At 58.3% G+C, this 14,285-nt stretch carries 11 protein-coding genes; 9 read left to right on the forward strand and 2 right to left on the reverse strand.

From position 1 onward, the window contains the following. Positions 1 to 48 precede the first annotated feature (48 nt). Positions 49 to 975, forward strand: a complete 927-nt coding sequence (gene pflA / locus RSSM_RS26560) for a pyruvate formate-lyase-activating protein (protein WP_008687055.1) — start codon at positions 49 to 51, stop codon at positions 973 to 975. A 489-nt stretch (positions 976 to 1,464) separates the two neighbouring features. Continuing rightward, positions 1,465 to 2,628 (forward strand): tRNA-uridine aminocarboxypropyltransferase, encoded by a 1,164-nt coding sequence (locus RSSM_RS26565; RefSeq protein WP_008687057.1) that lies wholly within the window; start codon positions 1,465 to 1,467, stop codon positions 2,626 to 2,628. Between the two features lie 205 nt (positions 2,629 to 2,833). Here the strand turns inward: RSSM_RS26565 and RSSM_RS26570 are convergent, their stop codons facing one another. Further along, a complete protein-coding gene (locus RSSM_RS26570) occupies positions 2,834 to 3,928 on the reverse strand; it encodes a potassium channel family protein (protein ID WP_144060140.1) in 1,095 nt (364 codons plus the stop codon). Positions 3,929 to 4,089: 161 nt separating this feature from the next. Further along, positions 4,090 to 4,812: a thioesterase II family protein gene (locus tag RSSM_RS26575; protein ID WP_052336136.1), complete on the reverse strand. Its 723-nt coding sequence runs from the start codon at positions 4,810 to 4,812 to the stop codon at positions 4,090 to 4,092. A gap of 350 nt (positions 4,813 to 5,162) precedes the next feature. Between RSSM_RS26575 and RSSM_RS26580 the strand changes: the two genes are divergently transcribed. The 7 genes from RSSM_RS26580 to pheT all read left to right on the forward strand — a co-directional run bounded on the left by RSSM_RS26580 (position 5,163) and on the right by pheT (position 14,125). After that, on the forward strand, positions 5,163 to 7,331 hold the full coding sequence (locus RSSM_RS26580; protein ID WP_008687062.1) for an AMP-binding protein: 2,169 nt from the start codon (positions 5,163 to 5,165) through the stop codon (positions 7,329 to 7,331). A gap of 110 nt (positions 7,332 to 7,441) precedes the next feature. Beyond that, positions 7,442 to 8,158 carry a sigma-70 family RNA polymerase sigma factor gene (locus RSSM_RS26585; RefSeq protein ID WP_052336138.1) on the forward strand — a complete coding sequence of 239 codons (717 nt, stop codon included), beginning with the start codon at positions 7,442 to 7,444 and terminating at the stop codon, positions 8,156 to 8,158. Further along, complete coding sequence (locus tag RSSM_RS26590; protein WP_008687065.1) at positions 8,155 to 9,594, forward strand: anti-sigma factor; 1,440 nt, start codon at positions 8,155 to 8,157, stop codon at positions 9,592 to 9,594. Before RSSM_RS26585 ends, RSSM_RS26590 begins: the two co-directional genes overlap by 4 nt. A 446-nt stretch (positions 9,595 to 10,040) precedes the next feature. Further along, positions 10,041 to 10,247, forward strand: a complete 207-nt coding sequence (rpmI, locus tag RSSM_RS26595; RefSeq protein ID WP_008687067.1) for a 50S ribosomal protein L35 — start codon at positions 10,041 to 10,043, stop codon at positions 10,245 to 10,247. 150 nt (positions 10,248 to 10,397) lie between these two features. Continuing rightward, positions 10,398 to 10,769, forward strand: coding sequence for a 50S ribosomal protein L20 (rplT, locus tag RSSM_RS26600; protein ID WP_008687068.1), 372 nt, complete (start codon positions 10,398 to 10,400; stop codon positions 10,767 to 10,769). A 15-nt stretch (positions 10,770 to 10,784) separates the two neighbouring features. After that, positions 10,785 to 11,825 carry a phenylalanine--tRNA ligase subunit alpha gene (gene pheS, locus RSSM_RS26605; RefSeq protein ID WP_008687070.1) on the forward strand — a complete coding sequence of 347 codons (1,041 nt, stop codon included), beginning with the start codon at positions 10,785 to 10,787 and terminating at the stop codon, positions 11,823 to 11,825. Between the two features lie 242 nt (positions 11,826 to 12,067). Continuing rightward, a complete protein-coding gene (gene pheT, locus RSSM_RS26610) occupies positions 12,068 to 14,125 on the forward strand; it encodes a phenylalanine--tRNA ligase subunit beta (RefSeq protein WP_008687072.1) in 2,058 nt (685 codons plus the stop codon). The last annotated feature ends 160 nt before the right edge of the window (positions 14,126 to 14,285 follow it).

A 14,285-nucleotide genomic window follows, 5' to 3' on the forward strand; every position in this document is an offset into this window, starting at 1 on the left:
GTGGGATCACCCGCCTTTTCTATTGCTCGCTTACAACAACTGAAATCCATGGACGATCGGATTCCTTCTCTCGCGCATCACGACTGTAACTCGGGTGCGTCGCTGAATGATTGCTGTCCACGCGACCCGTCGATCGGTTGCGAACGTGACCGCGACTCCAACGCCGTGCCACAATCGCGAGTGGCAGAGCACCGACACGATGTCGCTCCAACACAGTCTCGCGAGGCCTCACCTGCCGACGTGCAGCCTGAACCGGTCCAAGGTTTCATTCACTCGGTGGAAACCTGCGGGACGGTCGACGGTCCCGGATTGCGGTACGTCATGTTCCTCAGCGGTTGCCCGCTGCGTTGCCAATACTGCCACAACCCGGACGCCCAAGGCAAACCGCATGGCGAAGTCCGGACGGCCGATTCGGTGATCGAGGAGGTACTGCGTTATCGCAACTTCATCCGCCGCGGCGGTCTGACGATCAGCGGCGGCGAACCGATGATGCAGATTGAATTCGTGCACGAAGTATTCCGCCGAGCCAAAGCCGAAGGCATCCACACGGCACTCGACACCTCTGGATTCCTCGGACACCGAGCCTCCGATGAGATGCTCGACTGTATGGATTTGGTGCTACTCGATATTAAGGGTTCCGCCCCGCAGATCTATCGAGAAACCACCGGCGTCTCGTTGCAACCCACACTCGATTTCGCGCGGCGCCTCAGCGATCTCGGGAAATCAATGTGGATTCGCTTCGTCCTGGTGCCCGGATTAACCGATGATGAATCCAATGTTCGGGGCGTTGCCCAACTCGTTGCTGGATTGAACGCAGTCGAGCGGGTCGAGATTTTGCCGTTTCATAAACTTGGCGAATCGAAATACGAACAACTCGGGATGCGGTACCAACTCCACCAAACTCCCGAGCCGACTGACGAACAAGTCGCACGTTGTCGGGAGATCTTCGCTCTTGAAGGTGTCACGACGCATTAGCGCAAACCGCATGCGGTCCACGAACGATCCTGTGTGATCGACCGGCGAGACGCGGCAGGGCATCGATATAGAAACTGCAACCTGAATAAGCAACCATCGATGCGACATCAGCCTGTCGTGTCTCGATTAACCGGACGGCTCATGCCCATTGCCCTCCGATTCACAGGTGACTTCGGTCATCCTTAAATCGGTTAGGCGTGGGTCGTCCGCGTTTTTGATCACGCGTCTCGCTCAATGGCTCCGCAGGAACAGAGCTTCCGCAGTGGCGTTCCTGCAGCGGATGACTCGGCAACCTGTCCGACATAGTCGTCTCCGACATTATTAGGCGCTGTGCGGAAAACGCATCGCAACTAGAATCCCGCGTCTGGACAGCGGCAAAACGCGATCACCTCGTGCGCCAGCTGTCACGGTTTCCCCGCACTCCGCACACCTGTTCCGTTTACCGCACGCCTGTCCGCTGCCGTTCGCCCGCTCTGCGAAACAACGTCAATGACTCAATCTGCCCGCCGTTGTTTTCGCTGTTTCCGTCCACGACGGATGTGCTACTGCAATGCGATTTCTCCAGTACAGCACCGCACGTCGGTATTGATTCTCCAACACCGACGCGAACGCTTTCACCCGTTCAATACCGCACGCATCGTTCACGCGTCGCTCGATCGGTGCGAACTGATGACGGCGTACAACGTTGAACTCGCGGAACAATTCGCTCAAAAAACACTGCCGCCCAAAACGGGCGTGCTCTATCCCGGTCGCGACGCCATGTTGCTCGACGATTTGCGTCCTGAGGAACGCCCTGAGCACCTCGTCATTCTCGACGGCACCTGGCATCAAGCCAAAACGCTTTATCGCGATATTCCACGACTGCAAACTCTTCCACAATACCGACTCTCCCCGGCGAGCCCTGGACGCTATCGGATTCGCCGGGAGCCCAACGAACACGCATTGTCGACATTGGAAGCGACGGTCGCCGCGTTGATGGCACTCGAGCCCGACAACCAAGATCTGCCCCGGTTGCTGCAGTCTTTCGATCGCATGATCGAAGACCAACTCGATCGGCAAAACATCGTGCCCGATGCAGCACCGCTGGAAAACTGGCGTCGCAACGAACGCCGTCGTCGCGGTTCAGCCAACGTGCCGCGGGCCCTCACCGAAAACCTCGACCGTGTCATCGTCGCCTACGGAGAACGCGACCTCGAACGACCAACACCGATCTACTGGACCGCAATGCGACTGGGGACCGGCGAACGTTTTGAATGCGTGATCGACTCGCCGTCGTTGCACGATACGAACTTCACAAAGCTCCTCCATCTCGATCACGGCGCAATCGAAGGAGCGGTCGACATCGCACAATTCCGAAACGCATGGCGAGACTTCGTCCAACCGAATGACCATGTTGCGATGCGTCATCAGGGCACCGCGCGTCTACTCGAAGCCGCCAACGCGGTTTTCGCGCCGAACATTCTCTTGAAAGCGATCAACTCACCGGTCGCTCGCATGGGAAGTCACGACCGACCGATCGAAACCGGTGAATCACGAGGCAAAGTCCGCCTCGAAGCAGCCGTCGATTTCGTCGGAAAACTAAACACACATCACCCACGCCACGATCCGGCTACCTCCTCGGTAATCCCTGCCAAGCCGTCTATGTCTCGGTAGCGAAACAAACATCGACAGGCTCGCTTTGCATCGGTCGACCGCTTAGCTTCTCATCTCACAGAAAAAAGCGAAGGCTTGATCTGCCAGAAGCCCATCCGAAAACCTCCATGATCTAATCAGCCGGCGAGCATTATCCCGGTTGTCCCATGGAAACACGACTAACGCCGATCGGCTGATGAGTTTTCGCAGACGTTCGAAGTCTCGCTCATCTTCGCTTTCTCACCTCGGCTTGAACGACCTCGGGCAACGCGTCGATCTTCTCGAGAATTTTCTCCAGATCATTCGCTTCGTTTTCTTGTTGCTCGCCGACGAAAATTGTGGTGAGCGTTGCCGTGAACACACCGACCAACACCATCCCGATCACCACCAACAATCCCGTCAGGACCTGACCGGCCAACGACTCGGGATTGTGGATGTCACCAAACCCACCGGTCAGAACCGTTGTAAAACTCCACCATGCCGATTGACCAAAAGTCGACACCGCGTTGTCTGAGTTACCCGAAATCGAGCTCTCCAATTTGTAGATCAGAAACGCACCGGCGATCGTCGCGAAGACCGCATAGCGGATCGTCTTCTTCATAATCTTGACGTCCATCACATCCTGCAGCTTGTCCAAACCACGCCACAGGAAGAAGAACAACCTCAGAAAACGCAGCAGTCGCAACAACCTCGCGAAACGAGCCAACCGGGCAAAACGACCGAACCTCGCCAGTTGCGCTTCGCCAGGAATCGGTATCGACGTGACGAAATCGACCCAGTGGTGTTTCCAAACGTAGGTTTTCGATTCAGCACTCCACAACCGCAACGCAAACTCACTCATGAAGATCGCACAGCAACACGCGTCGACTAAAAAGATCATGTTGCTCGACAGATAGCGTGGCCGAAACTCGTCCGGCCCGGCGACAAGATCGTAGACCAACAACCCGAGCACGATCACGATCAACGCCAGAATCACCAACTCGAAAACCCGCAACATCGTGTAACCGCCGAGTCGATCGGCCATCCCCTGCTGCATGTACTTGCGTTGATACACGTCGTCGAGCTGCTCGCGCAGCTCTAACAGGTAGTCAGCCCGGAACTGATACCGGCTCTGCATCCGCCGGACCTTTTGAAACACGAACGGGTCTGCCTGCTCTCGGGCATTGCCGAGCCCTTCGCGGTTCGTTTTGATTTCGGCCGCGAGCACACCGATCTCCTCATCGATCCGGCGGAGGAACCGTTGAATGTGATCCAGTGATAAGGAATCGATTCGGTACGCATCAAACCCGGACATAGCGTCCGTGAGACTTGAATTAGGCATGACATCCGGTCGCGAGAAATCCAAAAAGCCATCGAAGTGGAACGGGTCGCCCACCACGATACCTGATCACGCGGCGGAAGAGGAAACCCACGGGCGGGTCACGACTTTGACGTGGGACGAGCGAGCCATCCATCACGGCCGCGTGAATCACTCCGCGTTCGTCAACGCTCTGCCGCGATCTTCAAAACCTGCGGAAAATTCGACAACGGGAAAAAGTGGTCACCCATCATCATCTGTAAACGAAAGTCGGTTTGGGTGAACGCTTTCCAATTTTGCATCTTCGCCGCCGTAACGCGGCTATCATCCGTTCCCACCAGCGCTGTGATCGGCACGTCGACCACATCCCGCTTTGACGAGTCGTACGATTCGAGCAGCGTGAGGTCTCTGCGCACGGTCGGCAGGAACATTCGCATCGCCTCTTCGTTCTCACGCAACGTCTTGGGGACGCCGCCGTAGCGTTGATCGAGCTGCTCTGCAAACTCGCGATCATCGAGGTCGACGATCGAGTCTTTGCGCGTGATCAGGTCGGGCGAACCCATCGCCATCACGATCAACCTCCTGGACGGCTTTTGCCGAGCAACCAAGAACGCCAACAGAGCGCCGAAACTGTGCCCGACCAAGACCGGCGGTTCATCCGTTTGTGGCAGTTCATCGACCAGCGATCCTACCAACTCATCCAAGGTGCTCGACATCGGATCAGCGAAACGAGCTTCTCGCCCCGGCAACGTCGCAACATACAGATTCACCGCCGGTGGATTGGCGCGAGACAAACGGATCAGCGGCGAACATCCTCCGCCCGCATGCGGGAACCAAACCACGTGTCGTCCTCCGGCGACAGGCTGACCAACACAACGGTACCACTTTGACGGTTTGTCTGAATTCATAGGCGAGGATTGCAGCAACGTTGGCACGGCAAACGGACGGAACAAATACGGTGTCGACCGCAGGCACGCGATTCGCGGGGCCTTGCTCGGTCGGAACGCAGAACCTCCCACACGCACAAATTCGCTAACCCGGACGAGTGAATGTCAAAGCTGGCAAATGACAAGGGTTGCGCATGGCACGGGAATTGGAAAAGGACGAAAGATCGCAAACGCTCGCGGGTTTTGCTTCTCAACCTCCCCAAATGGGCCTTATGCTGTAACACAACCGGCGGCTTCACGCTGTCGGAAGGTCGATCGCAATCTTTGGCGAGCTGTTTTCTACTCGATTCACCTCGGATTTCCTACCGCCCATGCATTTGAACACTGACTCGGCCGCTCAAATCATTCCGCGACTTCCGACTCTGTTGCACGTTTTGCGCGAACGTGCCGAACGTCATCCGAATCGGGCGGCCCTGTCGTTCATTAACGACGATCAACAGGAAACCACGATCACGTACGGCGAGTTAACCGCCCGGGTCACCGAAGTCGCACAGCGGATTCTTGCTGCGGACCACAACGTCGAACCGGGCGACCGGGCAATCCTTTTGTTCCCCGCCGGTCTCGACTTCATCGTTGGCTTGTTCGCCTGCCATGCCGCGCGTGTGGTTCCGGTGCCTGCTTGCTATCCCAAGCCGGGCCGCGCGATGCCACAACTCGATGCGGCGATCTCGGATTGCTCTCCGTCCTTTCTGCTGAGCGATTCGAAAACGATCGACTCGATGGCGTTTCATCGACTCAGCCCCGCGATTTCCAAAATGCGGATGGTCGCCACCGACGCGCCCCTCGCCGAGCGATTGCCAACGGCAGACGACATTCGCGAACTGCCGGAAAACGTGTCGCAGGCCTTCGCCGAAATAGAACCCGACGACCTCGCGTTGCTGCAGTACACGAGCGGATCGACGAACGCTCCGAAGGGTGTCATGGTGTCTCACGCGAACCTGATGGCCAACCTGGAAACCATCCGCAACGCGTTCGGATTGAACTATGGCGACGCCGAGCAGAACGACTACACCCGCTCCGTCTTTTGGTTGCCGCACTACCATGACATGGGTTTGATCGGCGGAATACTCGACACGATCTACATAGGGGGACACACAACATTGATGTCGCCTCGCTCGTTCCTGTCCAAACCGCTGCGATGGCTGCGAGCAATCGCCGACCGTAACGCGACCGTGAGTGGAGCCCCGAACTTTGCATACGAATTATGCATCGACCGCATCACGCCCGACGAAGCTTCCGCGGTCGACCTCAGTAAATGGTCGGTGGCGTTTTGCGGTGCCGAACCGGTCGCGGCCGACACTCTCGACCGATTCAGGCAACGTTTCGAATCGTCAGAATTCCGCCGAGAAGCGTTCTTGCCCTGCTACGGTCTCGCGGAAGCAACGTTGCTGGTTTCATGCAGCGACCAAGGCGTCCCCTTTCGGCGTTTGGTCGTCGACCGCGACGCGTTGCTGGCAGGGCGAGTGAGCCCCGTTGCCGAATCCCACCCGCGAAACCTCACACGGAACATCGTTAGTTGTGGTGCCGTTCGAGGCGACACGCGGATCGAAGTCGTCGACCCTGTTTCGAGATCACGTCGAAACGAAGGAGAGATCGGAGAGATCTGGCTCACCGGTAGTTCGATCGCACGCGGCTACTGGTGTCGTGAAGAAGTGAACAAGCAACAATTCCATGCCACTCTCGATTGCGACAACGCCGGGCAAACTTTCCTACGCACCGGAGATCTCGGGTTCGTTCACGAAGGCGAACTGTACGTCACCGGCCGCTGCAAAGACGTTATTGTTCTGAGAGGACGAAACTATTATCCACATGACATCGAATCGACCATCGAACGTGCACTCGGTGATTCGGCACTACGCTGCGTTGCGGTGGCCACGGACGCTTTCGTAGGAGACGCAATGTCGATCGTCATCGAAGTCGATCGGCATCTCTCCGACGCCTCACTCCCGGAACTGGTTCGATGCGCTCGCCGCGCGATCATCGACGAACACGAAGTCGACGCGAGACAGGTGCTGTTGACCAAACCCGGCACGATTCCCGTCACGACCAGCGGCAAACTAAAACGTGCCGAGTGTCGCCTACGATTGCAAGCCGACGAGATCGAATACCGCTATCAATGGATGCGTTCGATTATCAGCGATGACAGCGTCGCGACGCAACTTCCACCGCTGCCGCGTTTCGTCAACTCGCATACGATCACGCACGCGACCGAACAAATCGAAACATGGCTGACGCAGTGGTTAGTCGCTCGGTGTGGGGCTCTGCCTGGGAACGTGTCGCCGGACACTCCTTTCGCCGATCACGGGCTCGACTCGATGACCGCGGTCGAATTAAGCAGTGAATTGGACGATTGGTTAGGTGTCGAACTGACACCGGAATTGGCCGCAAATTACCCAACTCCTACGGAATTAGCGGGTTATTTGGCGGAACAGATGCGGGGAGCCGCCGCCAATGCGGACTCTGGCCTTGTCGAAAATTAGAGTATGCTGAAGATGGTCTATGGTTTGTCCTTCTCCAATCTGCCCTGCCCGTGCCTGCATCCGAATCCACTGTTTTGCGTTACACACAATCGGACCCGGATGTCCGATTGATGTTGCGTGTACGCGACGGTGACGCCGGTGCCTTTGAGGAATTGGTTCGGCGGTATCAACCACGGTTGGTGCGATTGATGCACCACCTCGCCCCGCACACAGACCTAGCCGAAGACCTCGCACAAGAAACGTTCCTGCGGGTTTACCGAGCGAGAGATCGCTACGAACCGGGGGCAAAGTTCTCGACGTGGTTGTTCACCATCGCCGGCAACGTCGCACGCAACGCCAAACGAACGGTTTCGCGGCGGCATGAAGTGAGCGAAGGGGACTCGCCTCGATCGACCGGCAGCGACGCCAACGGCGACGATGGCCCGACGCTCGCGGCAACGGCACTCGAACAGAGCGGACTGATGCCGGTGCGGGTTGCCGAAGGTGACGAACGCGCCCGATTGGTTCGCGCGGCCGTCGCCTCACTCGGCGAGCGACAACGGATGGCGTTGATCCTGTCGCGTTTTGAAAACATGAGTTACGTCGAGATCGCCGACGCGATGGACCTCAGCACCAAGGCCGTCAAATCGCTGCTCAGCCGGGCTCGAGTGAGTTTGAAACAGACGCTCGAATCGTACATGGAAAGCGGAGCGTTGGACCAAGGATTTCAAACCTCGGTTTCGCTGCCTTCCATGTCGAGCATGATCGATAAATATCGAAGTTCCCAAGAGGACACGTCCTCCGAGGACTCCGGGGCAACGCGTGACGAAGGAGGCAACGACTCATGAGCAAATCCGAGATTGTTGACTCCGACGACGAACTCCTCGTCGCCTACCTCGATGGCGAACTTTCGCGAGACGAACGCGACTCGGTTGAGAATCGCCTGATCGATGACGAACCACTTCGCCAACGGATGCAAGATCTGCAGCGAAGCTGGGACATGCTCGAGTGGCTGCCCAACCCGGTCCCTGATGAGAAATCCGTTCAGACTACGCTGCAATTGGTGGTCGCGGACATCAATCCCAAGGATGCGTCTGGCAAGCGGCTCAAGAAGCCCGACACGGTCACCGTGGGCAAACGCCGACGGCCAATGGCCTGGTTGGCACTTGCGATCCCGCTCGTGATCGCCGCCCTCGCATTTGGTGTGACGCGGTGGCGTCAAACGCAAGAGATCCGACGTCAGATCGCTGATTTCCCTGTCGCGATCGACATGGACGCCTACGCGATTTTGAAAGACGGCGAGCTGATCAATGACCTGATGGCGTCGCCACGTTGGCGAGGTGTCGTCGGCGGATCGGTGACCCCGGACATCGACGCGATGGTCAATCCGATGTCGGACAATTCGCTCTACCCACGCGACAGCGGCGAGACCGTCCTGCCCGATCGAGATACGTTGGCAACGCGCCTCCAAGAGATCCCGTCACAACAACGGATCGTCGCGTTCTCGCGGTTGGACCGGTTCAACCGTTTGGACGAATCCGAAAAGGACGCACTTCGCCAATCCGCTGAACGGGTCCGAGAGTCGGAATCGCCGGCCGCGATGCTGCGAACGATGCGGCAGTACGTCCGCCTGCGAGAACAACTCAGCGACGAGGTCATCGCACGGATCGAAAACGGCACCGGCGCCGAACGACAATTGGCAATCGACGACGCGATCGAAGAAGCCATCACGTCGATCGGACGCATCACCGGACGCAATCTCAGCGATGAAGCAATCGAGCGAATCGACTACGCGGTGATCCAGATCGTCAAAGATCGACTCGACGCAGCAAAGGAGAACGGTCAACGTCAGGCCGCGGCGGCCTTGTTCCAATTCATCAAACAACGCGGCCGCCGCGACGAAGACACGCGAAACGCCTATCGAACGTTTGCCTTGGCAACGCTGCTCCGCGATTCCAACTGGACGCGATGGCAGGGCAGGTTTTTCCGAGGCGGCCCACCGCTGGAAAACGTGCCACCGCTGAATCAGCACGAACTGGAGATCATCGAATCGATGCTGCCCACCAAGGACCTCGATATCTTGCAGCAATACGTCAGCGACCCGTGGATGCAGAGCATGGTCCTGCGTGACTGGGCGACCGAGTCTCTCCGGCGAAAATTACGCGGCGAGTCCAAACGCCCGTCCCTCGTCGAGCAGTACGAATCTCTGCCGACCAACCAACGAGAAGTCCTCGACCTGTCGCCCCCCGAAGCTGTCCGCAAGGTCCTGATCGAAGGATTCTAGGTTTCCCCGCAGGCAACTCTCGCTAGGCCGCGGCCATAGTGAAGAGAGAAAACGCAGAGCCGCAGAGAGCGCAGAGAAAAAACTCACCAAACCACTCATCTGCGCTCTCTGCGCCTCTGCGTTTCAAATCACTACCAACAAACACGCCCCCACTTCCCCGCCCATCTATTTCCTCATTCTCACCAGCCCCAGCCAATTTCTGGGCGAATCACATTATTCCCCTCTCCCCAAGCCTCGGCGATTCCAATCTACGTCGGGCTCAGCGCTGAAACGGATACGTTTCGCTTCAAGGTGATCGCTCGATCAACCGAAGAGAGAGGGGTTCGTGGGAGAAGATTCGTGGCGAGCCGGGGAAACTCCCCCTGGCGAATCAAGTATCGCTTCGCTATCATTCGCCGCTCTGCATTTTGCAAAATTGAACACACCCCTCTAGTGATGGAATCCCGATGGGAAACAAAGTAAAGACCCACAAGGGCACGAAAAAGCGTTTTCGGTTGACCGCAACCGGCAAAGCCATGCACCGCCAAAGTGGCACGAGCCACCTCGCCAAAGGCCTCAGCAAGAAACGCCGTCGCAACCTCCGCGGCACGACCGCTGTCGATAGCTGCATGGAACCGACCATCCAAGCTGCACTGAACGGCTACAGCAACTAAATCGTTGGCCACGTCTATCGGCTATTTCTCAACCACTCCCTCTTAGGACTCGCCCTGCAACTCGATTGGGCAAAACTCCGGCAGCGAATGCCGGGGCCTGAATCGACACCCTCGGCAATGATTCAAAAACAACTACAAGGAACTCATTAGATGCGTACACGTAAAGGCTCGGCCCGTAATCAAGCTAAGAAACGTCTGTTCAAACGTGCAAAAGGCTACCGCGGCGGCCGTGGGTCACTGACCCGTTCGGTCAAAGAAACCTTGCTTCGCAGCGGCGCGTACGCGTTCCGCGATCGTCGCGTCCGCAAACGTGAGTTCCGCAAGTTGTGGATCATCCGAATCAACGCAGCAGTGAAGCTCCACGGGCTTCGCTACAGCGAGTTCATTCATGGCTTGAAGAAAGCGAACATCGGCTTGGATCGCAAGTCGCTTTCCGAAATGGCGATCCACGACCCCGCTGGCTTCAAAGACGTCTGCGACGCGGTCAAAGCAACACTCGGTTCGGAAAGCCAAGCCGCCTAAGGCCTTTCTTTCGCGATGTCACTGCAAAATTTCCTAAGCCGCCTGGACCAACTCCAAAGCGATGCGGAGTCGGCGTTCTCAGGCGCCTCGAATGCCGAATCACTCGAGGAAGCACGTGTTGTCTTCCTCGGTGCCAAGAATGGACAGTTCAAAGACGTCCAGAAGATGCTCGGTGGCATCGAACCGACTGACAAACGAGCCGCCGGTATGCGGCTCAACGAAGTCAAGAACGCGATCAACGAAGCGTTCAGCGCAGCCAAAGAGGCACTCGAAAGCGGAGGCGGCTCGCAAGTCGATCCGACGTTCGACCCCTCTTTGCCTGGCACGCGTCCGACGCTCGGACACATCCACCCGATCACGCAAACGATCGACCATCTGACCGAGATCATGGGCAGGATGGGATTCGAAGTCGCCGAAGGCCCCGAGGTCGAAGACCCGTGGCACAACTTCGTCGCGCTGAACATCCCCGAAGATCACCCGGCCCGCGATCCGCTCGACAACTTCTATCTCGCGACCGCTGCTGCCGGCGGCGCCGACGCGCCAGGCGAAACCGGCGAAGGCGAATCGCTGCTCCGCAGCCAAACCAGCACGGTGCAGATCCGCGTGATGAAGGCGCACCAACCGCCGATCCGGATCATTTCCCTGGGACGCGTCTACCGTCCCGACGCTCCCGACGCGACGCACTTCCCGATGTTCCATCAAATGGAAGGCCTGCTCGTCGACACCAACGTCACGATGGCCAACCTGAAAACGGTCCTTCGCGTGTTCGCCAACAACTACCTCGGGGACGACGTTGAAATCCGATTCCGCCCGTCGTTCTTCCCGTTCACCGAACCGAGCGTCGAGGTGGACTTCCTTTGGAACGGAACCTGGATCGAGTTCGGCGGCGCCGGCATGATCGACCCGAACGTCTTCGAAGCAGTCGGCTACGATCCAGAAAAGGTCAGCGGTTTCGCATTCGGCCTCGGCGTCGAACGTCTGTGCATGCGGCGTCACGGCATCACCGACATCCGCGACCTCTACAGCGGCGACCTGCGATTCCTCCAGCAGTTCTAGCCCGCTATCACGAGTCGTAGTGGACAACGCGAGGCGTCCCCACTCTCCATCGCTGGATTCGCCCGAATCCGGCCAACACACCCAAACACCGCCACTCCCCAACCTCATCCCGAAGTCTTGGCGACTCCGGCTACGCTCGTTTTCGCCGATACCTTCGCATTCGCCGGGCCGGCGTCTCCCCGAACGAACTCGCCGCACCGAATTTTCACCGCCAATCACCCTCAGCACTCAGCCACAATCAGATGCTTGTCACTCTTTCCTGGTTGTCACGTTACGTCGATATCACGCTGACGCACGATGAACTCGTCGACCGCCTGAGCCTATCGGGCCTCAACCACGAGGGCAGTGAAACGATCGACGGCGAAGTCGTCATTGACCTTGAAGTCACCAGCAACCGTGGCGATTGCCTCGGCCACATCGGCGTCGCACGCGAGATCGCGGTACTGACCGACCAGAAACTCAAACTCCCAACCATCGAGTTTCAAGAGTCCTCCAAGAACGTCAACGATCTGTTGACGGTGCGAAACGAATTCACCGATGCCTGCCCGCGATACACCGCTCGGGTCGTCCAAGGCGTCCGTGTCGGCGACAGCCCCGAGTGGATGCAGAACGCGCTCAAGAGCATCGGAATCGGCGTGGTCAATAACATCGTCGATGTGACCAACTACGTCATGATGGAATGCGGCCAACCGCTACACGCGTTCGACGCTGCCAAGGTCGGCAAGAACACGATCGTGGTTCGCCCGGGCAATCCAGAAGAGAAACTCGAAGCGATCGATCACCGCGAATACGAACTCACCGCGCAAACGTGCGTCATTGCGGACGCCGACTCCCCGATGGCGATCGGCGGCGTGATGGGTGGCGCGAGCAGCGAAGTGTCCGAACAAACCACCGACATCGTCATCGAAGCCGCCGACTTCGTACCGCTGTCCGTCCGCCGTACCGCTCGACGACTTAAACTTCACAGCCCCTCATCGTTCCGATTCGAACGACGCGTCGACCCACGCGGCATCGATTGGGCGAGCCGCCGGGCCTGCCAACTGATCACCGAAATCGCGGGCGGATCAGTCGCCAGCGGCGTGATCGACACGGGCAGCCCTATCACCGATCGTGAACCCGTGATCTTGCGACTCTCGCAATTGTCGCGTGTCCTCGGAATCGACATCACCCCGGAAACCGTCGAACGCATCCTCAAAGGACTAGGCTGCCGCGCCGATTTCGCTTCCGTCGCGAAAGCCTCCGAGTCCGCGAGCGTCCAGTGCGTCCCGCCGACATGGCGTCATGACCTGACCCGCGAAGCCGACTTGATCGAAGAAGTCGCACGGATCCACGGTTACGACAAGATCCCTGAAGACAGCCCGATCCCGGTCACGCCGAGCAGCAAGCGGACTTTTGATTCGGCCATGTCACGACTACGAGGCGTGATGACCGCGGCCGGACTCAGCGAAGCGATGACGCCGAGCGTGGTTACCGAAAAGATCGACTCAGCCCTTTCACCGTGGACCGACCGACCCGCGTTGCAAACCCGCACCGCGATGCTCGAAGGCTCCCGACGCCTCCGCCGCTCGCTGCTGCCGAGCCTCCTGCAAAGCCGCGCCGCAAACTGGGCCTCGGCATCGCTCGACGCGACACTGTTTGAAATCGCTCACGTGTATTTGCCCGCTGCTCCCGACGCGAAAGGCGACGACGCCCTGCCTGCGGAAAACTACCACGTCGGCATGATCATGGGCGAAGACTTCTTCGCCGCCAAAGGCATTATCGAAACCTTGCTGGCGCGACTCGGCATCGACGGTGCCTTGCAGGTCGAAAGTGTCGACCGAGACGGATTCGCACCAGGCGGATTGGTGGAACTCAAAGTCACCGGTCATGACGAAACACTTGGCTACCTCGGCCTGCTCGACGAGAAACTCGTCCGTTCGTGGAAGCTTCCCGGCAAAGTCGTCGCCGCCGAGTTGTCCGCCGACCTCCTGGTTGCATGGTCCCATCTCGTGCCACAGCAACAACAGATCAGCGCGTTCCCATCGATCCGCCGCGACCTCAACCTCGTGCTCCCTGAATCCGTCCGCTGGGACGGACTCTCCCAAGTCATCCGCACCGCCGCCGACGAACGACTCACCGAGTTGTCGTATCAAGAAACCTATCGCAACGAAAAGCAAGACGGTGCCGATCGCAAACGAGTCCTGTTCTCGATGGAGCTACAAAGCCTCAGCGAAACCATGAGCGGATCCGACGCCGACACCATCGTCGAAAACGTCGTCACCGCCTGCGAAAAAGAGCTAAACGCCGTCCTCATGCGATAAGCAACCCAGCGCGTTGCCCTGGGCTATGCAAACAGCGGGGCGTTGCCCCTTCTTTCAACGCAAATTTAAAACGGACAAGTCGCGTCACAATTGCCCCGGACGAGCCGCAAACGGTTTCGACGCCGCACACCCCAATCGCCCCGGGCCAAAGGCCCAGCAA

The organism is Aporhodopirellula sallentina SM41 (assembly GCF_000346505.1).
Classification (GTDB): domain Bacteria; phylum Planctomycetota; class Planctomycetia; order Pirellulales; family Pirellulaceae; genus Rhodopirellula; species Rhodopirellula sallentina.